The organism is Mesorhizobium sp. M0011, from assembly GCF_040324155.1.
In the GTDB taxonomy this organism is placed as follows: Bacteria; Pseudomonadota; Alphaproteobacteria; order Rhizobiales; family Rhizobiaceae; genus Mesorhizobium.
Genome location: NZ_JAMYVQ010000020.1, coordinates 26,358 through 47,051, shown reverse-complemented (window position 1 = coordinate 47,051; position 20,694 = coordinate 26,358). Strand labels below are relative to the sequence as shown.

General features: G+C 62.2%; 17 protein-coding genes. 8 read left to right on the top strand and 9 right to left on the bottom strand.

The features are described 5' to 3' along the window. Window positions 1–25 precede the first annotated feature (25 nt). Window positions 26–727 (top strand): response regulator transcription factor, encoded by a 702-nt coding sequence (locus tag NKK51_RS21060; protein WP_027037043.1) that lies wholly within the window; start codon window positions 26–28, stop codon window positions 725–727. A 72-nt stretch (window positions 728–799) separates the two neighbouring features. On the opposite strand, the gene NKK51_RS21055 is transcribed toward NKK51_RS21060, so the two are convergent. Further along, window positions 800–967 (bottom strand): hypothetical protein, encoded by a 168-nt coding sequence (locus NKK51_RS21055; protein ID WP_081738724.1) that lies wholly within the window; start codon window positions 965–967, stop codon window positions 800–802. Between the two features lie 199 nt (window positions 968–1,166). Between NKK51_RS21055 and NKK51_RS21050 the strand changes: the two genes are divergently transcribed. Beyond that, complete coding sequence (locus NKK51_RS21050) at window positions 1,167–1,475, top strand: hypothetical protein (RefSeq protein ID WP_352554475.1); 309 nt, start codon at window positions 1,167–1,169, stop codon at window positions 1,473–1,475. A gap of 233 nt (window positions 1,476–1,708) precedes the next feature. Beyond that, on the top strand, window positions 1,709–2,170 hold the full coding sequence (locus NKK51_RS21045) for a L,D-transpeptidase (protein ID WP_023811018.1): 462 nt from the start codon (window positions 1,709–1,711) through the stop codon (window positions 2,168–2,170). 250 nt (window positions 2,171–2,420) lie between these two features. Here the strand turns inward: NKK51_RS21045 and NKK51_RS21040 are convergent, their stop codons facing one another. Together NKK51_RS21040 and NKK51_RS21035 are read right to left on the bottom strand one after the other, a co-directional pair. Beyond that, complete coding sequence (locus NKK51_RS21040) at window positions 2,421–5,504, bottom strand: efflux RND transporter permease subunit (protein ID WP_027038951.1); 3,084 nt, start codon at window positions 5,502–5,504, stop codon at window positions 2,421–2,423. Next, window positions 5,501–6,832 (bottom strand): efflux RND transporter periplasmic adaptor subunit, encoded by a 1,332-nt coding sequence (locus tag NKK51_RS21035; RefSeq protein ID WP_352554474.1) that lies wholly within the window; start codon window positions 6,830–6,832, stop codon window positions 5,501–5,503. The genes NKK51_RS21040 and NKK51_RS21035 overlap by 4 nt, the downstream gene beginning before the upstream one ends. Before the next feature lie 146 nt (window positions 6,833–6,978). Between NKK51_RS21035 and NKK51_RS21030 the strand changes: the two genes are divergently transcribed. Further along, window positions 6,979–7,512 carry a TetR/AcrR family transcriptional regulator gene (locus tag NKK51_RS21030; RefSeq protein ID WP_023811021.1) on the top strand — a complete coding sequence of 178 codons (534 nt, stop codon included), beginning with the start codon at window positions 6,979–6,981 and terminating at the stop codon, window positions 7,510–7,512. A 351-nt stretch (window positions 7,513–7,863) separates the two neighbouring features. On the opposite strand, the gene NKK51_RS21025 is transcribed toward NKK51_RS21030, so the two are convergent. The 6 genes from NKK51_RS21025 to NKK51_RS21000 all read right to left on the bottom strand — a co-directional run bounded on the left by NKK51_RS21025 (window position 7,864) and on the right by NKK51_RS21000 (window position 15,404). Further along, window positions 7,864–9,543 (bottom strand): dipeptide ABC transporter ATP-binding protein, encoded by a 1,680-nt coding sequence (locus NKK51_RS21025; protein ID WP_352554473.1) that lies wholly within the window; start codon window positions 9,541–9,543, stop codon window positions 7,864–7,866. Window position 9,544: 1 nt separating this feature from the next. Then, window positions 9,545–10,396 carry an ABC transporter permease gene (locus tag NKK51_RS21020; RefSeq protein ID WP_236383514.1) on the bottom strand — a complete coding sequence of 284 codons (852 nt, stop codon included), beginning with the start codon at window positions 10,394–10,396 and terminating at the stop codon, window positions 9,545–9,547. Beyond that, window positions 10,393–11,331, bottom strand: coding sequence for an ABC transporter permease (locus tag NKK51_RS21015; protein WP_023811025.1), 939 nt, complete (start codon window positions 11,329–11,331; stop codon window positions 10,393–10,395). The genes NKK51_RS21020 and NKK51_RS21015 overlap by 4 nt, the downstream gene beginning before the upstream one ends. Before the next feature lie 74 nt (window positions 11,332–11,405). After that, window positions 11,406–12,938 (bottom strand): ABC transporter substrate-binding protein, encoded by a 1,533-nt coding sequence (locus NKK51_RS21010; protein ID WP_352554472.1) that lies wholly within the window; start codon window positions 12,936–12,938, stop codon window positions 11,406–11,408. Between the two features lie 74 nt (window positions 12,939–13,012). Continuing rightward, window positions 13,013–14,455 carry an amidase gene (locus NKK51_RS21005; protein ID WP_352554471.1) on the bottom strand — a complete coding sequence of 481 codons (1,443 nt, stop codon included), beginning with the start codon at window positions 14,453–14,455 and terminating at the stop codon, window positions 13,013–13,015. Between the two features lie 46 nt (window positions 14,456–14,501). Further along, on the bottom strand, window positions 14,502–15,404 hold the full coding sequence (locus NKK51_RS21000; protein ID WP_352554470.1) for a MurR/RpiR family transcriptional regulator: 903 nt from the start codon (window positions 15,402–15,404) through the stop codon (window positions 14,502–14,504). A gap of 434 nt (window positions 15,405–15,838) precedes the next feature. Here NKK51_RS21000 and NKK51_RS20995 point away from each other — a divergent pair, with 434 nt between their 5' ends. Genes NKK51_RS20995 through NKK51_RS20980 form a run of 4 tightly spaced genes read left to right on the top strand, consistent with a single transcriptional unit; the run spans window position 15,839 to window position 20,582 of the window. Beyond that, complete coding sequence (locus NKK51_RS20995; protein ID WP_352554469.1) at window positions 15,839–17,167, top strand: NAD(P)H-dependent oxidoreductase; 1,329 nt, start codon at window positions 15,839–15,841, stop codon at window positions 17,165–17,167. Window positions 17,168–17,169: 2 nt separating this feature from the next. Further along, on the top strand, window positions 17,170–18,198 hold the full coding sequence (locus NKK51_RS20990; RefSeq protein ID WP_127261511.1) for a thiamine pyrophosphate-dependent dehydrogenase E1 component subunit alpha: 1,029 nt from the start codon (window positions 17,170–17,172) through the stop codon (window positions 18,196–18,198). After that, a complete protein-coding gene (locus tag NKK51_RS20985) occupies window positions 18,198–19,196 on the top strand; it encodes an alpha-ketoacid dehydrogenase subunit beta (RefSeq protein ID WP_128305050.1) in 999 nt (332 codons plus the stop codon). Before NKK51_RS20990 ends, NKK51_RS20985 begins: the two co-directional genes overlap by 1 nt. 3 nt (window positions 19,197–19,199) lie before the next feature. After that, window positions 19,200–20,582 carry a pyruvate dehydrogenase complex dihydrolipoamide acetyltransferase gene (locus tag NKK51_RS20980; RefSeq protein ID WP_352554468.1) on the top strand — a complete coding sequence of 461 codons (1,383 nt, stop codon included), beginning with the start codon at window positions 19,200–19,202 and terminating at the stop codon, window positions 20,580–20,582. Window positions 20,583–20,694: the final 112 nt, after the last annotated feature.

The window sequence follows — 20,694 nt, the reverse complement described above, 5'->3', positions numbered from 1 at the left end:
GGTTGCCAGGGAACGGTTGGAAAACATGGCTGCACGATCCGTCATTGCGCTCGTTTCGGTAGCCGAAGTGGTGGCGACCGAACTCGCCGACCATCTCGAGCGGCGCGGCCACGACGTGCATCAGGCGCGCCAGCCCTGGGAGGCCGAATCGCTGTTGTCGGGAAAGGGCATCGACGTCGTCGTCGTCGGCGACAGCCTCAGCCAGGCGGAGGGCCGGGACCTGCTCAAACGTTATGGCGGCCAAGGTGGGGGCGGTGAGGGCGGACCGGATTTCATTCTGATCTGCCGCCCGGCCGATCTTGTCGACAAGGTGCTGGCGCTGGAGCTTGGTGCGGCCGACGTCGTCGAGAGCCCGCTCAATGTCCGTGAACTGGCCGCCCGTGTCGGCGGCCTGCTTTCGCGCCGCGGCAGGGGCACCCAGGAACTGATCGTGCTGGAGAACGCGACCGTCGATCTGAGATCGGCCATGGTCATGCATCGCTCCGGCTCCGAGGAACAGCTTTCGCCTGGCCAGGTGGCCCTGCTCAGGTTGTTCCTGGCCAGTCCGCGCAAGGTGTTGACGCGTGACGATATCATCGCCGCGGCACCGGCCGAAAACGCCGACGCCTTCGATCGCTCGATCGATTCGCGCATCGTGCGGCTGCGCCGCAAGCTCGACACCGACACCATCACCACAATACGTGGCGCCGGCTATCGGTTCGATCCGCCGCGGCAATTTGCCGACTGACTGCCGGCTGCTGGCGCAATCCCTTTTTTCGGGCATCGGATTTTCCATCTCTGGGCCCGATGCTCTTGACGCTCAGCGTACCAGCAGAAGCGATGGCCCCACCGGCATGTCACTGCCCATGGTGAGTTCGCTTGCATGGGCGCGGTCCCGGAGGAGCACGGTAGCAAGACCGGCAAAGCCGAGCAGGCCCTGGGCGTAAAGCAGTGCGGAAAGCACCGAAGCAGCGAATTTCGTTTTCATCGTCGCAGTTCCCCAAATGCCAATTCTCTAGAAATGAACCTGTTGCGGGTCGCTTCAGGATACCCCCGAAGTGCCCGCGCCGCCCACGGAGCCCCCCGTCGCGGCGCGGGCCTTCGGTCCTCTCGGCAGCAAGTTGCCGGAGGCGCCGCGCAAACCCGTCAGCCTAAGGCCGACCCGCCAGAGGGCCTTGAGCCGGGCGATGCGCAGGCTGGAAACAATCCAGACCGTGGCGAAAAACAGTGCGGTATGCAGCGTCGAAATCTCGCCCGAAGTCATAGGGCCGAGCCTTGTCAGCGGGGTGCCGGCAACCGTGCCGACGCCGCCGATGACCGCTGCCGCGATGCTGATCCTGAAAAGCCAGGACAGCGCGTTCGATTTCGTCCTCATGTTCGTTACCGGCTGTTTTCGTTGCGTCAACTTTGCTCGCGGCCCGTATCCGGATCATGCCGCTTGGAGCCGCGCTTTGTTGCAGGTTGGTTTCGATGCCGAGGGTTGTTCTTTCACATGACGCCAATTCGCACTTTCGTTTGGAGGCGGATACCCATGTTCCCGACTCCTGTTCTTGGCGGGCGGGTCTGCCGAGCCTGTTCCAGCCAGGTTTATAAGGAGGCGTTTGTTAACCAGCGGAAACAGATTCGAAACAGAAACGAGCGTTTTGCGAAATCTTCTCGAAACATGACGTTGGGATAAGCGGCCATCGAATTGGAGCCGGCCCAACCGGCAGAGAGAGGGGACTTCATTATGCACACCGCCATTTCCGCCAAGCTCATCAACATCACCGCCGCTGCCTTGACTGGTGCAGCACTGCTGCTCGGCGCCGGCTCGGGCGCTGCGCACGCCGCCAACAAGATCGTGGCGCGTGTTTCGCTTTCGCAGCAGATCATGGAAGTCTCCGTCGACGGCCGGCCGACCTTCGCCTGGAAGGTCTCCACCGGCGACCGGGCCCATGTGACGCCGACCGGCTCGTTCAAGCCGACCCGCATGCACGAGATGTGGTATTCGAAGAAATACGACAACGCGCCGATGCCGCACTCGGTCTTCTTCAGCGGCGGTTATGCGGTGCATGCGACCTATGCGATCAAGCGCCTCGGCCAGCCGGCTTCGCATGGCTGCGTGCGGCTGCATCCCGACAACGCCGCCGATTTCTACCAGCTCGTCGAAACCTTCGGGGCGACCAACACCAGCATCGTCATCGTCAAGTAGCAGGCTGTGACCGACGGCGTGTCAGCATGCTGCCGCGCCTTGTTCAAGGCTCCCGCCGGAAAACGCTGCGGTATCGAGCACAGCTCGAACCGGGTGTATTGAGTACAGCGCAAACCGGCGGTATCGAGCAAAGCTCGAACCGGGGTATCGAGCCCAGCCAAAAAGAAAAGAGGCCGGAAATTTTCCGGCCTCTTTTCCTTTGCATTTGTCCTGCGCATTTCCGGGCAGGAAGCCGCATCCCTCGACCGTCCTAGCTCGGCAGTGCCGGCATCAGCTTGGGATCCGGCTTCTCCGCCAGATGAGGCAGGTCCTTGCTGGCGATGAAGGTGTAGAACATGGGCACGACGAAGAGCGTGAACAGGGTGCCGACCAGGATGCCGGTGAAGATGACCAGGCCCATCGAGTAGCGGGCCGCCGCACCAGCGCCGCTGGACGTGATCAGCGGCACCACGCCGAGCGCCATCGCCGCTGTCGTCATCAGGATCGGCCGCAGGCGCACCTTGGCCGAGGCGATGATGGCGTCGCGCCGCCGCATGCCATGCTTTTCGCGCTGCTGGTTGGCGAACTCGACCAACAGGATGCCGTGCTTGGTTATCAGACCGATCAGTGTGATCAGGCCGACCTGCGTGTAGATGTTGAGCGTGCCGAGGCCCAGATTGAGCGGCACGATCGCTCCGAAGATCGATAGCGGCACCGCCATCATGATGATCAGAGGGTCGCGGAAGCTTTCAAACTGCGCCGCCAGCACCAGATAGATGACGACCACGGCGGCCGCGAAAGCGATCAGGATGGTGTTGCCCTGTTCCTTTTCCTGCCGCGATTGACCGGAATAGTCGAGGAAGAAGGTGTCGGGCAGGCTCTCCCTGGCGATGTCCTCCAGCGCCTTCAGCCCGTCGCCAGTGGTGACACCGGGCAACGGAAGCGCCGAAATCGTCGACGAATTCAGCTGGTTGAACTGCTCGATTGCCGCCGGCGCCGCATTGGTCGAAATCTTGACCACCGCCGATAGCGGCACCATCTCGCCCGTCACGCTGCGCACGAAGTATTCGCCGAGCTTGTCGGGGTTATCGCGAAACTCCTGCGGCACCTGCGGAATGATGTCGTAGCTGTTGGAGTCGCGGTCGAACTGCGCCACTTCGGCGCCGCCGACCAGCAGGGTCAGCGTGCGGCCGATATCGGCGATCGGCAGGTTCAGCGCCGCGGCGCGGTCGCGGTCTATGGTAACCGTCACCTCCGGTGCGTCATAGGCCATCGAATTCTGTACGACGATGAAGCGGCCGGAGGCCTGCGCCTTGTTCTTGATCTGCTCGGCCACCTCGTACACTTCCGAGGAAGCGCCCGTCGATCTCACCACCATGGAAATGGGCAGGCCGCCGCCGGAGCCCGGCAGCGTCGGCGGTGCGAAGACAAAAGCCTCGACCCCGGCCACTTTGGCGATACGGGCCGTAATGTCGGCCTGCAGTTCCTTCGAATTGCGCTTGCGTTCCGCCCAGTCCTTGAAGGCATAGCCGACGAAGGCGCTGTTTGTCGTGCCGCCGAAGGCGACGGCCGAGAACTGCGCCCGTGTTTCGGGAATATCCTTCACCAGGCCGAGGATCTGGTTGACGTATGTCTCGGTGTAATCGGAGGTCGCATAACGCGGCGCCGTCACAATCGAGAGCAGAAAGCCCTGGTCCTCTTCCGGCGCCAGTTCGCTCGAGGTCTTGGTGAACATGAAGCCGGTGACACCGACAAGCGCAAGCACGATGATCAGCGTCAATGGGCGATAATTGAGCGACCCGGTGACGGCCCGTTCATAGACATGCTCGACGCGCGCGAAGGTGCCGTCGACAATGCGCTGGAAACGGCCCGGCGTGCCGGACTTCAAGAGGCGTGCCGACATCATCGGGGTGATGGTGATGGCGATGACGCCCGAGAGCACCACCGAGCCGGCGAGCGTGACTGCGAATTCACGGAACAGCGCGCCGGTCAGGCCGCCGGTGAAGGCCAGCGGCGCGAACACGGCGGCCAGCGTCATGGTCATGGCAACGATGGCCGACGCGATTTCGCGCATGCCGCTGAACGCAGCCTGCATCGGCGACATGTGATCTTCTTCCATGTGACGATGGATGTTCTCCACCACCACGATGGCGTCGTCGACGACCAGGCCGATCGCCAGCACCATGGCCAGCAGCGACAGCAGGTTGATCGAGTAGCCGACAGCAAACAGAAGGAAGCAGACGCCGATCAGCGACAACGGGATGGTGATGATCGGCATCATCACCGACCGGAAGGAGCCAAGGAACAGAAGGATGACGACGATGACGATGGCAACCGCCTCGGCGATGGTCTTGAACACCTCTTCGATGGAAGCGCTGATCTGCCCGGTCGCGTCGTAGACGACCTCGATCGTCATGCCTTTCGGCAGCGTCTCCTGAATCTGCGGCACCAGCTTGGTGAGCGCCGCCGCCGTGGTCAGCGGATTGGCCGCCGGCGTCGGGAAGATCGCAAGGAAGGTGCCGGGCTTGCCGTTGAACGAGACCCTGGTGTCGGTGTTCTCGGCGGCGAGTTCGACGCGAGCCACGTCGCGCAACCGCACCACATTGCCGTCGGTAGAGCGCAGCGGCAGCTCGGCGAATGCCTCCGGCGTCTGCAATGTCGAGCGCACGGTGATCGAGGAAACGACATACTCGTTCTGGGTGTTGCCGGGCGCCGACAGGAAGTTGGAATTGTTGATCGCCGTCAGCAGTTCTGAGGCCGTCACGCCGCGCGCGGCAAGCTTGACCGGATCGATCCAGACGCGCATCGAGTATTCCTGCGCGCCGAAGATCTGCACGTCGGCGACGCCTTCGACCGTCGACATGCGCGGTCTGATGACGCGCTCGATATACTCCGTCAGCTGCTCCTTCGTCATGTTCGGGTTCTGCATCGAGATGTACATCATCGCGAACTGCTGGCCGGTGCCCTTGACGATGACAGGGTCCTTCGATGCGTCCGGCAAGGTGCCGCGCACGCCCTGGACCTTGGACAGAACTTCGGTCAGCGCTACGTCGGGGTTCGAGCCGAGCTTCATCTGCACCGTCACGGTGCTGGAGGACGGGCGGCTGGACGAGGTGACGTAGTCGATGTTCTCGGTCGAGGCGACGGCGCGGGCGATCGGGGCGGAAATGAAGCCCTGGATCAGATCGGCGCTGGCGCCCGGATAGGCCGTGGTGATCGTGATCGCCGTTTCATCGACCTTCGGATACTGCCGGATCGACAGATTGAAGATGCCCTGGAAACCCAGGAGCAGGATCATGCAGGCAAGGACCGTCGAAAGAACAGGCCGGCGAATGAAGAGATCTGAAAAGCTCATTGCTGTTCGGCCTGCTTGTTCGCCGATTTGGTCGGGTCGATGGTGTTGTCCACAACGACGGACATGCCGTTGAAGAGGCGGTTCTGACCGGCGGTGACGACCTCGTCGCCGGCCTTCAGCCCCTCGACGATCTCGACCACGCCTTGATTGCGGCGGCCGGGCTTGACGAACACCTGCGACAGCACGAGCGCGGGCTTGTCACCTTCCGCCGCCGGCTTGGCCGCATCGGCAGCCTTGTCGGTTGGCTTTGCCGCATCGGCGGCAGGCTTGGCTGCATCAGCCGCCGGCTTCATGGCATCGGCCGGCTTGGTGTCCGCAGGCTTGGCATCAGCCGATTTGTCAGCTGCCGGCGCTGCGGGTTTTTCATCCGGCTTGGCCGCTGGCGCCGCCTCGGCGGGCTTGGCCGGCTGCACCACGAAGATGTAGTCGCCATAGAGACTTGTCGTCAGCGCCGTCTGCGGCAGGGTCAGCACGTTCTGCTCTTCGGGCAGCTCGACACGCACCTGCACGAACTGGCCGGGGGTCAGCTTGCCATCGGGATTGGCGACTTCCGCCCGGATGTTCACCAGCCGGCTGGACGAGTCGATCTTCGGGTCGATGCCGCGAATGGCGCCTGCGAATGGCCTGTCCTCGCCGCCAAAGCCCAATCGAACCGTCTGGCCGATCTTGAGCAGGGCGAGCTGCTGTTCGGGAACCGAGAAATCGACCCGCATCGTGTCGAGGTCCTGCAATGTCACCACGGCGGTGCCGGGCGCCAGATACTGGCCGATATCGATCCTCGGAATGCCCAACGTGCCGCCGAAAGGCGCCGTCAGTTGCTTCTGCTCGAGCACGGCCTGCAGCTTGGTGACCTGGGATGCCGAGGCCGAGGCCGCCGCACGCGCCGTGTCCAGCGTCGAGTCGGAGCCAACGCCACGCCTGGTCAGTTCGATGGCGCGGGCAAGCGATGTCTGATCGAGCGCGGCCTGTGCCTTCTGTGCGTCGAGGTCGGCGCGCTCGACGGCGTCATCGAGTTGCAGCAGAACCGCATTGTCCGCCACCTTCTGGTTGGCATGGAAAAGGATGTCCTTGACGATACCGGTGGTCTCGACTGTCAGGTCGACACCGCGCACGGCCTTGACCGTACCGATCGCCTCGACGCCCGGCGTCCAGCTCGAAGGCTTGGCAATGGTCGTCGACACGGTAGCCGCCGGCGGCTTCATCGATGCGAAGTACTGCTTGATGCCGTTGTCGCGCAGGAAGTTGAAGCCGACGATGCCGCCGACCACGACGACGAGCAGGGCCAGAACCAGAACAATAATAAAGATACGGAGTATGCGCTTGAACAAGGAAGTCCCCTCAGTCGAAAATCCGGCGCGAAGCGCGGATATCGGGACACATATCGACTGCGGGTCCCGATTTCAAATAATGGCGGTCTTACTGTACCGTCTGGACGGTCTTGTCAATTGGGCCTAAGCTTGCGATGGGAGGCACCATGAGAGCCCAAAGACCGAATTCGCGCGAGAAGATTCTCGCCGCGGCGGCCGATGTTGCCCGGGAATCCGGACCAGGCAGCTTGTCGCTGGATGCCGTCGCCAGCCGTGCCGGCGTGTCGAAGGGAGGGCTCCTCTACAATTTCCCGACCAAGGCCAAATTGATGCAAGGTTTGGTCGAAGGCTATCTGCGTGAATTCGAGCACGCGCTGGAAGCTGCCCGCACAAATGACAAGGACGAAAATCCCCTGGCCGTCTACATCAGGCTGTCGGCCAATGATTGCGAGGAAAAGCAGCCGTCGGCGTCCTGGATTTTCTCGGCCATCGCCGAGGATCCCGATTTCATGATGCCGATAAAGACCTTCAAGCGGCAGCTTTTCGAGCGGCTGAAGGGCGAGACGCCGGATCTCAAATCGCTGTTGATCTGCTATCTCGCCATCGAGGGATTGCGCAGCATGAACCTCTTCGATTCGGATGTCCTGTCGAAAGACGAGCGCGAGTTGTTGGTATCGTCCCTGCTCGAGATTGCCAAATAGGCGTGGTCCACCCGCTTTTCGGCAGGCCTGTTCGTGAACGCGGCTTTCGCCGGCGTCACACAGGGTTCATCGTGCGGCCATAGCGTCTTCCCAGTTCTTTGCTGCAATGCATCTGGAGTGGAACATGGTGGATATGGTTTCCAGCGAGGCGGGCATTCCGAGACCGGACCATCCGCTGGATCAATCGGGCAGCGCGAAGTGGTTCCTGCCGGCCTTCGGTGTGCGCACCGTCGCCCCATTGCAGCCGGAACCGTTCGCCGCCATCGTTCCGGCAACGCCCGACGCAATTTGCTGCTTGCCTGGGTGCTGACGCTGCCGTGCTCGATCACACTCGGCCCTGAAGGCTTTAGTCTAGCATTTGCTTCCGGCGGCCAATAGCGGGGTGTCTCCTGGTTGGATTCCGCTGCTCGTTCGACGCGAGAGTTTCGGGATAGCGGCGATCAATTCTTGGGTATAGGCCTGCTGCGGACGATCCAGAACGTCTTCCGTGTTGCCATACTCAACCAGCTTGCCGTGCTGCATGACCGCAACGTGTTCACAGAGATAGCGCACCACGCCCAGATCGTGGGAAATCAGGATCAGTGTCAGCGACAATTCGCGGCGCAGCCGCGCAAAGAGGCCGAGCACCTGGGCCTGGATGGTGACGTCCAGAGCGGAGGTGACTTCATCGGCGATCAAGATCTCAGGCTCCAGCGCCAGCGCTCTGGCGATGCCGACGCGCTGCCGCTGGCCGCCGGAAAGCTGCGTGGTGCGTCGGCCCAGCAACTGGCGTGGCAATTCCACTTTTTCCATCAGCTCGCGGATCCGCTCCGGGATGTCTCTTTCCGGGCAGATGTTCTGTTGCCGCAACGGTTCGGCCAGAGTTCGCGCAACCGTAAACGCCGGGTTGAGGGACATGAACGGGTCCTGGAACACCATCTGCAGTTTGCGAACCTGCTCCGGTCGGCGCTGCCTCAGTGCGCGATCGAGCGATTGGCCGTCCACCTCGATCTCTCCTTGTTGCGGCTGCACAAGGCCTGCAATAGCCCGGGCTATGGTGCTCTTGCCGGAACCGGACTCGCCGACGATCCCCAGTGCCCCACCGCGCCGCAATGCCAGCGAAACATTGTCGACGGCGCGCACGATTTGCGGCGGCTTGCGCGTCGCCCAGGCCGCAAGGCTCTGCCCAGGGTAGAAGTTCACGCACAGGTTCTTCACCAGGAGATGCGGTTCCGTCGCCACGGGGCAGGCATGCGTGGTCGGCTTCATCAGCGAGGGTTGGGAAGCGATCAGGCGCTTCGTGTATTCATGGGCGGGGTCACGCAGGATCTGATCGACCGAGCCGATTTCCAGCACCGCACCGTCCTTCATGACGACGACGCGGTCGCACATTTCCGCGATCACGCCAAGGTCGTGAGAGACCAGAATGACCGACAGCTTGCGTTCACGCCGGATGCCGCGGAGCAGGTCGAGTATCTGAGCTTGCACCGTGACATCAAGTGCCGTCGTGGGCTCGTCGGCAATCAGCAGTTTCGGTTCGCAGGCAAGGGCCGCCGCAATCATCACCCGCTGACGCATGCCTCCGGACAGCTCGTGAGGATAGGCGCCCGCGCGCCTTGACGCGTCCTTGATATGCATGTCTTCGAGCAGTCCGACCGCCCGCGCATTGGCCTGCCGCCAGGATATGCCCTGATGGACCACCATCGCTTCGCCCACCTGACGCCCGACCGTCATGATCGGATCAAGATGCGTTGACGGGTTCTGGAAGATCATCGCCGCTTGCCCGCCGCGCAGCCGGCCCAGCTCGGCATCCTTCATGGCGAGGACATCGCTGCCCTCGAACATAATCCGGCCCGACTTCACCAGTGCGTTGCCGGCAATCAGCTTGAGGATGGCCCTGCAGGCCACCGTCTTGCCCGATCCGGATTCACCGACGATCCCAAGGACCTCTCCCGCTTTTAGTGAAAAGCTGACGCCGCGCAGGGCGTGGACGTCGCCAAAATTGGTGGCGAAGTCGATGGTGAGGTTCTCGACGCTGACGAGGTCGCTCATCTCAGGATTCCGTGTTCAGAAGGCGGGCGAGACCATCAGCGGTCAAGGAGAGGCCGAGCGCCAGAAGGCAGATGGCGATGCCTGGGAAGATCGCAATCCACCATGCGGTCGTCAGGTAGGTCTGCCCATCCGCGATCATGGCGCCCCATTCGGGCGTCGGCGGTTGTACGCCGAGGCCGAGAAAACCCAATGATGATCCGAGCACGATGGCCAGCACGGCATCGGTCATGACGAAGACGATCGATGGGACGATGGCATTCGGCAGGATGTGGAACAGCATGATGCGCAAATGCCCAAAACCCATGCCACGTGCCGCCAGCACGAAATCGACGCCGCGCAGCACCAGCGCCTGGCTCCGCACAAGTCGCGCATAGCTGACCCAGTTCACCAAGGTGAGCGAGATGAAGTAGCTCTTGAGGCCGGGCCCCAGCACGGCCACGATGGCGATCACGAGGACGAAATAGGGAAATGATACGGTGACCTCGAGGATGCGCATCAGCGCGGCATCGATCCGGCCACCCAGATAGCCGGCGATAAGGCCGATGATCGTCCCAAGGATGATCGGACCGACGACGCCGAAGAAGGCCATGGCGAGATCGTAGCGTGCGGCAAACAGTGTCCGCGCCAGGACATCGCGGCCGATGGCGTCGGTGCCAAACCAATGCTCGGCGCCAGGTGGTTTCAGCGCCTGCATCACATCGACCTTGATCGGGTCGAAACTGGTCAGCACCGGCGCCAAAATGGCCACGACGATCCAGGCCAAAGTGATGGCGCCGCCAATGATCAAGGTTGCCGGCATCGTCCGGATACGCGCCATGGCCAAGGAGCCGCTGCCCTGCATCACATCGCTCATAATTCCACCCTTGGGTCGAGAATGGCGGTCAAGACATCGACGGCAAAATTCGAAATGACGACACCTACGGCAAGCAGCAGGGCCACCGCCTGGACGACGAACTGGTCGTGCGTGAGAACGCCGCGGATGAGCAGGTTGCCGAGCCCTGGAATGTTGAAGACATTTTCGACAACGACCGTTCCGCCGATCAGGAAGGCGACCACGACGCCCAGCAGATTGACCGTCGGCAACAGGGAATTCCAGAATACATGTCGGGAAAAGATATAGCTTTCCGGCAGGCCCCTGGAGCGGCAGGCGATCGCGTAATCCTTGTCCAGCTGCTGAATGAAGGTCGCGCGCAGATTGCGCGCGAGGATCGGCGTCACCCCGATGCCGATCGTCAGGGCCGGCAGGAACAGATGCCACAGATTGTTGATAAAGGTCGGTCCGTATCCAGAGACGGGGAAGATCTTCAGCCGCAGGCAGAAGCCCATGATCAGCAGCAGGCCGACAAAGTAGGACGGCACGCCGACGCCCGCGACGCAGACGAGACGGATGAGGTGATCGATCCACCGTCCGCGCTGCCGGGCAGCGGTGACCGCGAGCGCGAATGTCAACAGCAGCGAGATGACGAGGCCATAGAGGATCAAGAAAACCGTCGGCGCGATCCGTGCCGCGATGACGCCGCTGACGGGACCCCGGAAGGCGATCGACTGACCGAAATCGCCGCGCAGGCAATTCAGCACGTAATAGAAATACTGCACGGGGATGGGCTGATCGAGACCGTATCGCGCCCGCACGAATTCGATCGCCTCCTGACTGGCCTTGGGGCCAAGCATGAGGCGAACCGGATCGCCGGGTGTCATTTGCAGCAGCAGGAAGGTGATCACACTGATACCCAGCAGCACGGGGATCAACTGTATCGGCCGTCTGAGCACGAAGGAGAATCGATTCATGGTCGGGATCCTGGTGTCAAATCGATGCGAGACGGGGACGAAGTGTCTCGTCCCCGTCTCGCATCCTGTGCCGATCAATCCAGGCTGGTCCCGCCGATGGACGAGAATTGCAGGCCGACGTTCAGGACCAACCCTTTCACGCTCGGAGCGTAGGCGTTGAGCCACGTCGGGTGATAGAGCGCCACCTGCGCCACCTCGTCCACCACGGTCTTCTGGATCTGGGCATAGAGCTCGGCCCGTTTGGCATTGTCCGCCTCGCCCGAGGCTTCATCGATCAGTTTGTCGACCGTTTCGTTGTTGTAGCGGGTGTAGTAGGACTTGTTGTCGCCCGCGCCCCAGACGCACCAGCGCAATGCGTTGTCGGGATCTCGCGTCTCGTTGTACCACCAGTTCATTTCCGCCTGGTACTCGCCATCGGCGAGGCGGGTCCATGCCTGGGTTGAATCGATCTTGGCAATGTTGACGGTGATGCCGACTTCCGCCAACTGCGCCTGGATCAGCACCGCCGCCTTTTCCTCGTCGGCACTTCCGGCGTTCTGGATGAGTTCGAAACTGGCTCCGATCTTGCCGGATTCGGCCAGCAGGGCCTTGGCCTTTTCGACATCGCGGGCAATGACTGGCAGCGATTTGTCGAAGAAATCGAGCGTCGGGCTCATGATGGAACTGGCCGGCGTGCCGAGACCCAGCGTCACCGCGGCATTGATGGCCGTGCGATCGATGCCATAGCTGACGGCCTGGCGGAATTTGAGATCGTTGAAGGGTTCTGCCGAATGGTTGATCAGCATGTCATAGGTGGTGCTCGAAGGTTCAGGGTCGGCGCGGAAGCCGGCGGCCTTCAACTCGGCCATGCGCGGGGCCGGAACTGCGAGGCAGACGTCGAGTTCGCCCGCCTGCAACATCGAGACCCTGGTGTTGTCGTCCGGGACATAGCGGAATTCGACGCCGTCGATCTTGGGCTCGCCTTGGCGGTAATAATGCTCGTTGCGGCCAAGGACCACGCGGTCTCCCGGCTTCAATTCGACGAATTTGAACGGCCCTGATGTGACCGGCGCCTTGGCGAAAGCGTCGTCGCCCATTTTCTCGACCGCTGCCTTCGGCACGATGCCGGTATTCCAGATTTCGGTCAGCGTCAGGAAGGGCGTGAATTTGCGGTCGAGCGTCATCACCACTGTCCTGGCGTCCTTTGCCTCGACCTTGGTCAGGGGCTGAAACGGCGCCGCATAGGCGGAATCCTTCTGGAAGCGCATGCGGTTCCAACTGAACGCCACGTCCTCGGCCGTGATCGGCGACCCATCGGAAAATTTGGCCTCGCGCAGATGGAAGGTATAGGTCTTGCCGTCATCCGCGATGTCCCAGCTCTCGGCAAGGCCCGGGCCGACTTCTGTGCGATCGGCATTGGCATGCAGCAGGCGTGCATACATCATGCCCTGGATAAGGATATCGGCTCCGTAAGTGGTTTTGATCGGGTCCAGGGTGAGAACCTCGGCCCCATAGGCCATACGCAGTATCTTGCTGCCGTCAGCATTGGCTCGAAGCAATGTGGCCGGCAACGTCGCGATGCTGAAGCCGGCAAACGCCGCACTTTTGAGGAATACTCTGCGGTCCATGACAATCTCCCATTTTCGTTGATGATGTTCCCGGGGCGGTTCCATGCTTGTTGGTTCAAGCAGTCCTTGTTGGTTCAAGCAGTCTTGGTGATGTGGGCAGGTGGTTTGCGCTGGTGCCAGGCGTAGTCGGCCTCAAGCACCGCACCTAGCCGTAGCAGCAGATCGTCGCGTCCGAATGCGGCGACAAACTGCACGCCGATCGGCAGGCCGTTTTGCGTCCAGCCGAGCGGCAGGGATATCGCCGGCGATCCGGTGCCGTTGAAGAGCGCGCTGAACGTCTCCTTCGGCGCCAGATCGGCGAACACCGTATCGATGTCGCGGCCGGGACGATCCGGGTTGTACGTGCCGAGCAACTCCGGCGAGATCGCGCAAGTCGGCGTCACCAGCACGTCATGGACGGCCAGGAATTCGCCAACCGTCCGCGTGATCTGGTCATAAACAGCGAGGGCCGCGATCAGGCTTGCCGCGTCCAGCGTTCGGCCATGGCGATAGACAGCAAGTGTCGTCTGCTGCAGGCAGGCCTCTTCGACTGGCCGTCGCAGCAAGCCCGCCAACTCGTCGAGCGACTGCGCCGTAGAAGCTGCCCAGATCACTTTCTGTGCCGCCAGATAGCGCTCATAACCGAACACAGGCCCGGCTTCGACGACCTTGTGGCCCAGTTGCTCCAGCCTCTTGCCCACTTCGAGAACTGCCGCCTTCACCTCGGCGTCGAGCGGATAGCCGGACCAGGACGTTGTACACAGGGCAATGCGCAAAGCCTTGGGTGGCGTCTTGATCGCCTGGGCATAGCTGGTGGTTGGAGGGACGATCTCATAGCTGTCGCCGGGAAGCGCACCAGACCCCAGATCAAGCAAAACCGCCGTGTCGCGGATCGAGCGTGTCAGCATGAATGAAATGGCGAGACCCAGCATTGGCGCATTCGATTCCGGCGCGCCGCTGATCCGGCCACGAGACGGCTTCAGGCCGACGACACCACAAAAGGCGGCGGGGGTGCGGATGGAGCCGCCACCATCGGCGCCTTGCGCGAAAGGAACGATGCCGGCGGCAACGGCTGCCGCTGCGCCGCCGCTCGATCCCGAAACACCCCTGCTGGTATCCCAGGGGTTGCGTGTCGCACCATAGAGGGAGGATTCGGTTGCCGCCGCTATGCCGAATTCCGACGTGGTGGTACGCCCGATATTGGCAAGGCCGCCGGATCGCATTTTCACCCAGAAGGCGTGATCGTCGCCGCAGATGAAACCCTTGGCGAGAACGCTGCCGAACTCTCCCGGCCGGCCAGCTTCGATGGGGAAATCCTTGGTCAATGTCGGCATGCCGTGGAAAGGTGCGGGTCCGGGGACCTCGCCGAGCGCTTCGATCGCATCGGCATAGGTTTCGATCACGGCATTGAGCTGCGGATTGACCGCGGCGATCCCTGAAATGATGCAGTTTCCCAGTTCGCGCGGCGTAACTTCCCGCTTGCGCAGGAGCTCGGCCAGACCAACGCCGTCATAGGCGGCGTATTCCGTCAACTTCATGCGCTTGCCCTGACAGTCCGCGGTTTCAGCAACGGGTGATGCATCGTCATTCTTCGACTTCTTCCTCTTTGATGTGCCGTGCGACGCGCCGTGGCGGTTTGTGGAAGGTTCGCAGGATCCCGGCGATATCCTCCAGCTCATTCATCCGCGTCTCGGCCGATTTGCCGAGTTTCTCGGCAACGGAATGCGTGAGGAGGTTCAGAACCGAACTTATCGCGGCCGTCGAATCCCAGTACAGGTCGACGCGCGTCGATACTTCGAGCGCCAGTTTTGTGTATTCAGATGCCCAATGACTGTATTTGTCGGTAACGATGATCAGAGGAATCTTTCGGCGCTTGATCTGGGCACACAGCCGAAAGCTCATCGCTGCGTATTCCGCCGTGTCGATCAGCAGCACGCAAGAATTTTCGCCGCTATCGGTGAGGATTTCCGAGAACGTGCCGCCCAAACCTTCGGCAAAGCGGACATCGCTACGCACCCAGCGCAGACGCGTCGCGAAATCGAGCCCCAATCCCTTCACTGCCTGGAAGCTGACGCAGTTCACGCGATCACAGGTGCTCAGCAGATGAACAATTTCGGACCACATCTCGCCCTGGGCAAGGCCATAGGCCGCGGTCAAGGCCTGCTGCTCCATCTCCAGGCTGCGAGCCAACCGCTCCTGCTTTTCGCCGCCGATGCGGAAACGCAACTCGGCACTGTCCAGGCCCGGGCCAGCGGCTTTCGGTGCGGAGCGCAGGCCACGCTTCATTTCCTTGAGATCGGTGTAGCCGAGACGCCGTACGAAACGGGTGACACTTGCCTCGCTTACACCGGCGCCGGCGGCAATAGTGGCGCCAGTTTCAAAGGGAATGTCATGGATGTTGGCGAGCAGGTATCGCGCCATTGCCTGCTCGGTCCGGGCGAAATCCAGCCAGCCCTCACGCAACCTGGCTTCCAGCGCGCTGGCCACCTCGGTCTCACCGGACACAGCCTTCTCGCCAGGCGTTTTCGTCTTCATCGACCGCAACGTCCCTTGGTAGACCTATTTGGAACAGACCGGAAATGCCGCCCAGGAAGCGCACTTCATTTCCAGTTCATGACGTGACGCTAGCACGCGAGAACACGCCATGAAAGATAAATTTTACAGTTTTATATTCCGGTATTTTTATTTCACGGCCGGCCGTAATCCCAAAAAGCGTGCAGCGCTGGCGCCGTTCCAGCGCGCCTGCGAGCGAAGCTGTCTTTGCGCGCCGTGCGGTTCGTGGCTCGTTTTCGGCCATGGTTCGGGCCGCCGGGAAAGTGGTTTTAAGCACGAGAATTTGGACATTAGTCTTGACAGAAATACAGATGTTCAATACCCGTCAGGCAATCGAACAAGCCTGCATTATGGGAGGAACGAGCGGTATGGCTTCCAATGTTTCGTTGACGGGCCTTGCCCGCGATCTCGAGGAACGCGCCAAGTCGGGCAAGCCTATCCGCATCGGCCTGATCGGCTCGGGCGAGATGGGAACCGACATCGTCACTCGTGTCGCCCATATGTCGGGCATCGAGATCGGCGCCATTTCCGAACTGAACCTGCCTGCCGCCAGCAAGGCGGTCGATATCGCCTTCCAGGAAACCGGGCATGCGCGCGAAGTGTCCAACGTTTCGGCGATGACCGCGGCGATGGAAGCCGGCAAGGTCGCGGTGACCAACGACGCCAATCTGGTCATCAACAACGATCTGATCGACGTGGTCATCGACGCCACCGGGGTTCCCGCCGTCGGCGCCGAGATCGGGCTGCGCGCCATGGAACATGGCAAGCATCTGGTGATGATGAATGTCGAGGCCGACGTCACCATCGGCGCCTATCTGAAGAGCGAGGCCGACCGGCTCGGCGTCACCTATTCGCTGGGCGCCGGCGACGAGCCGTCCTCCTGCATGGAACTCATCGAATTCGTTTCGGCCATGGGCCATCCGATCGTTGCCGCAGGCAAGGGCAAGAACAATCCGCTCAACATCGACGCCATTCCCCCAGACTATGAGGAGGAAGCCAAGCGCCGGCACATGAACGTGCGGATGCTGGTCGAATTCGTCGACGGCTCCAAGACCATGGTCGAGATGGCGGCAATCGCCAATGCCACCGGCCTGGTTCCAGACAAGGCCGGCATGCATGGCCCGGCGGCGACGCTTGGCGAACTGTCCAAGGTGCTGGTGCCGCAGAAGGATGGCGGCGTGCTGTCGAGGGTCGGCGTCGTCGACTATTCGATCGGCAAGGGTGTCGCGCCAGGCGTCTTCGTCGTTGCCGACATGTCGCATCCGCGTATCTCCGAGCGCATGGAAGATTTGAAGATGGGCAAAGGCCCGTATTTCACTTTCCATCGTCCCTATCACCTTACCTCGCTCGAAGTGCCGCTGACCTGCGCCCGCGTCGTGCTCTACGGCAAGGCCGACATGGTGCCGCTGGCCAAACCGGTGGCCGAAGTCGCCGCCGTGGCCAAGAAGGACATGAAGCCCGGCGAGAAGCTCGATGCGATCGGCGAATATTGCTACCGTGCCTGGATCATGACGACGCCTGAGGCGCGCGCCGCCAAGGCCATTCCCTGCGGCCTGCTGCAGGGCGGCTCGGTCACCGCGCCGATCAAGAAGGGCGAGCTCATAACCTACGCGAATGCAGCGCCCGCGGCGGGCTCCAAGATCGCCGAACTGCGCGCCCGCCAGGACAAGCTTGTCTATGGGGCCGTGGGAGCGTGATCATGGCCACAGCCAGCAAAGCCGTCACTGACAGTCGCGCCAATCTGCCCTTCGTCTACCGCCACTACAGCGCCGAGCAGCTCAGGGAGGTGCTCCACAAGATGTACCTGATCCGCCGCTTCGAAGAGGGCGCGGAGGAGTGCTACACGCGCGGTCTCATCCACGGCACCATGCATTTGTCGATCGGCCAGGAAGCCAGCGCCATGGGCATCTGCATGCCGCTTGCCGAGGATGACCAGATCACCTCGACGCATCGCGGTCATGGCCACTGCATAGCCAAGGGTGCCGAGGTCAAGCGCATGTTCGCCGAGTTCTTCGGTAAGACCACAGGCTATTGCAAGGGCCGTGGCGGCTCGATGCACATCGCCGATGTCGGCAAGGGCAATCTCGGCGCCAATGGCATCGTCGGTGGCGGCATCCCGATCGCCGTCGGGGCGGCATTGTCCTCCAAGATGATGAAGACCGGCAAGGTCGTGGTCTCCTTCTTCGGCGATGGCGCCAACAATGAAGGCGCTTTCCACGAGGCGCTCAACATGGCGGCGGTCTGGAAGCTGCCTGTCATTTTCGTCTGCGAGAACAATGGCTATGGCATGTCGACATCGACGGCCCGCTCGACCGCCGTCAAGAACATCGCCGAGCGCGCCGCCGCCTATTCGATGCCCGGCGTCATCGTCAACGGCAACATCTTCTCCGAGGTCGCCGAGGCGTCTCATCAGGCCATCGCCCGAGCCCGCGCCGGCGAGGGGCCGACGCTGATCGAGTCCAAGACCTACCGCCATCGCGGCCATTCCAAGAGCGACCGCAACCGCTATCGCACCAAGGAAGAGATCGAGGACTGGATGTCGAACCGCGATCCGATCACCCTGTTCGAAAGCGAGCTCAGGGAATTCGGCTTCATCGACGACAAGGGCATCGAGGCCATTCGCGATGCCGTGGCGCAAGAGATCGCCGAGGGCATCGAGTTCGCCAAGGCGAGCCCATCGCCCGATATCAGCGAGACCGGAAATTACGTGTATACGGAGCAGGCGTGATGGACGCGATGGTGCGTGAACTGAGCTACGCCCAGGCGATCCAGGAAGCCATGGCGATCGCCATGGACATGGACGAACGCGTCTTCCTGATGGGTGAGGATATCGGTGTCTATGGCGGCGCCTTCCAGGTCACTGGCGACCTGGTCGAACGTTACGGCGCTGACCGCGTCATCGACACACCGATTTCGGAACTGGGCGGCGCGGGCGTTGCGGTGGGCGCTGCCCTCACCGGCATGCGGCCGATCTTCGAGTTCCAGTTTTCCGATTTCGCCACGCTTGCCATGGAGCAGATCGTCAACCAGGCGGCCAAGATGCGCTTCATGCTGGGCGGCGAGGTTTCGGTTCCCGTGGTGATGCGCTTTCCCGCCGGTTCCGGCACCGGTGCGGCGGCTCAGCACAGCCAGAGCCTCGAGGCCTGGCTCGGCCATGTGCCGGGTCTGAAAGTCATCCAGCCGGCGACCCCCTATGATGCCAAGGGTATGCTTTTGGCGGCGGTCGCCGATCCCGATCCAGTCATGATCTTCGAGCACAAGCTGCTCTACAAGATGAAGGGACCGGTGCCCGAAGGCTATTACACCGTGCCGATCGGCAAGGCCGATATCCGCCGCGAGGGCCGGGACCTGACCATCGTCGCCACCTCGATCATGGTGCAGAAGGCGCTCGACGCGGCTGCCGCGCTGGAGAGCGAAGGCATCGACGTCGAAGTCGTCGATCTCCGGACCATCCGGCCGATGGACAAGCAGACCGTCATCGACAGCGTCAAGAAAACGTCGCGGCTGCTATGCGTCTACGAAGCGGTCAAGACGCTGGGCATCGGCGCCGAAGTCAGTGCCATGATCGCCGAGAGCGAGGCTTTCGATTATCTCGATGCGCCGATCGTGCGGCTGGGCGGCGCCGAAACGCCGATCCCCTACAATCCGGAACTTGAGAAAGCGACGGTGCCGCAGGTTCCCGACATCATCACCGCCGCGCGCGACCTCGTGAAAGGGGTTCGCTGAGAAATGCCGACCGAAGTCATTCTTCCCAAGGTCGACATGGACATGGCGACCGGACAGATCTCGCGCTGGTTCGCCGAGGAGGGCGCGCGCGTCAAGAAGGGCGATGTGCTGTTCGAGATCGAGACCGACAAGGCGGCGATGGAGATCGACGCGCCGGCCAGCGGCGTCCTGCGCGATGTCAGCGGCAAGGAAGGTGTCGATATTGCGGTCGGCGCTGCCGTCGCGTGGATTTATGCTGACGATGAGGCTTATGGGGCTGATGTCGCTGCGACAAAGCAGGACAAAGCGCCAATCTCCCCACCCGTAGGGGAGATGTCGGCGAAGCCGACAGAGGGGGGCGCTGCCCAGCCAACGTCGCATTCTGTCACGCCCCCCTCTGCCCTGCCCTCTTTGCCGCCACTTGGCATCTCCCCCACAAGGGGGGAGATTGGCCAATCCCCATCCGCCGGCCGTGCAACACCGCTTGCCCGACGCCTGGCCCGCGAGGCGGGTCTTGCCCTTGCCAGCATTGCCGGCACCGGCCCGCATGGCCGGGTGGTGAAGGCGGATGTCGACGCGGCGATTGCCGGTGGAGGCGCCCAGGCGGCGCCTGCCGCCAAGGCTCCTGCTGGCGCTCCTGCGCCTGCGGTGAAGGCAATGTCGGACGAGCAGGTGCTGAAACTGTTCGAACAGGGCTCCTACGACCTCGTCCCGCATGACAATATGCGCAAGACCATCGCGCGGCGCCTGGTCGAGGCCAAGACCACCATCCCGCATTTCTACCTGACGCTCGACTGCGAACTTGATGCGCTGTTGGCGCTGCGCACGCAGATCAACGCCGCAGCGCCAGTGAAGAAGACCGACAAGGGCGAGGCGCCGGCTTACAAGCTGTCGGTCAACGACATGGTCATCAAGGCGATGGCTATGGCGCTGAAGGCGGTGCCGGATGCCAATGCCTCATGGACCGAAAGCGCCATGGTCAAGCACAAGCATGCCGATGTCGGCGTCGCGGTGTCGATCCCGGGCGGCCTGATCACGCCGATTATCCGCAAGGCCGATGAGAAGACGCTGTCCACCATCTCCAACGAGATGAAGGATCTGGCCAGCCGCGCCCGCAGCCGCAAGCTGAAGCCGGAAGAGTATCAGGGCGGCACCACGGCGGTGTCCAACCTCGGCATGTTCGGCATCAAGGACTTTGCCGCCGTCATCAACCCGCCGCATGCGACCATCCTGGCCGTTGGTGTCGGCGAGGAGCGGGCAGTGGTCAAGAACGGCGAGATCAGAATAGCCACCGTGATGTCGGTGACGCTGTCGACCGACCATCGCGCCGTCGACGGCGCGCTGGGTGCCGAACTGCTGGTCGCCTTCAAGAACCTCCTTGAAAATCCGATCGGCCTGCTGGTCTGATCCACCAAGCAGAAGCCGGCGCCGAATGATGCGCCGGCTTAAAACAGAAACGACTTGTCAGGCGCCGACCCTTGACCCATGTTCTATCTGGATTGCGATCCAGGGAGGCCAA

Bases quoted from the DNA above. Each gene is read 5' to 3' on its own strand.
- NKK51_RS21060 (WP_027037043.1), top strand. From the start codon at position 26: ATGGCTGCACGATCCGTCATTGCGCTCGTTTCGGTAGCCGAAGTGGTG.
- NKK51_RS21055 (WP_081738724.1), bottom strand. From the start codon at position 967: ATGAAAACGAAATTCGCTGCTTCGGTGCTTTCCGCACTGCTTTACGCC.
- NKK51_RS21050 (WP_352554475.1), top strand. From the start codon at position 1,167: ATGCGCAGGCTGGAAACAATCCAGACCGTGGCGAAAAACAGTGCGGTA.
- NKK51_RS21045 (WP_023811018.1), top strand. From the start codon at position 1,709: ATGCACACCGCCATTTCCGCCAAGCTCATCAACATCACCGCCGCTGCC.
- NKK51_RS21040 (WP_027038951.1), bottom strand. From the start codon at position 5,504: ATGAGCTTTTCAGATCTCTTCATTCGCCGGCCTGTTCTTTCGACGGTC.
- NKK51_RS21030 (WP_023811021.1), top strand. From the start codon at position 6,979: ATGAGAGCCCAAAGACCGAATTCGCGCGAGAAGATTCTCGCCGCGGCG.
- NKK51_RS21025 (WP_352554473.1), bottom strand. From the start codon at position 9,543: ATGAGCGACCTCGTCAGCGTCGAGAACCTCACCATCGACTTCGCCACC.
- NKK51_RS21020 (WP_236383514.1), bottom strand. From the start codon at position 10,396: ATGAGCGATGTGATGCAGGGCAGCGGCTCCTTGGCCATGGCGCGTATC.
- NKK51_RS21015 (WP_023811025.1), bottom strand. From the start codon at position 11,331: ATGAATCGATTCTCCTTCGTGCTCAGACGGCCGATACAGTTGATCCCC.
- NKK51_RS21010 (WP_352554472.1), bottom strand. From the start codon at position 12,938: ATGGACCGCAGAGTATTCCTCAAAAGTGCGGCGTTTGCCGGCTTCAGC.
- NKK51_RS21005 (WP_352554471.1), bottom strand. From the start codon at position 14,455: ATGAAGTTGACGGAATACGCCGCCTATGACGGCGTTGGTCTGGCCGAG.
- NKK51_RS20995 (WP_352554469.1), top strand. From the start codon at position 15,839: ATGGCTTCCAATGTTTCGTTGACGGGCCTTGCCCGCGATCTCGAGGAA.
- NKK51_RS20990 (WP_127261511.1), top strand. From the start codon at position 17,170: ATGGCCACAGCCAGCAAAGCCGTCACTGACAGTCGCGCCAATCTGCCC.
- NKK51_RS20985 (WP_128305050.1), top strand. From the start codon at position 18,198: ATGGACGCGATGGTGCGTGAACTGAGCTACGCCCAGGCGATCCAGGAA.
- NKK51_RS20980 (WP_352554468.1), top strand. From the start codon at position 19,200: ATGCCGACCGAAGTCATTCTTCCCAAGGTCGACATGGACATGGCGACC.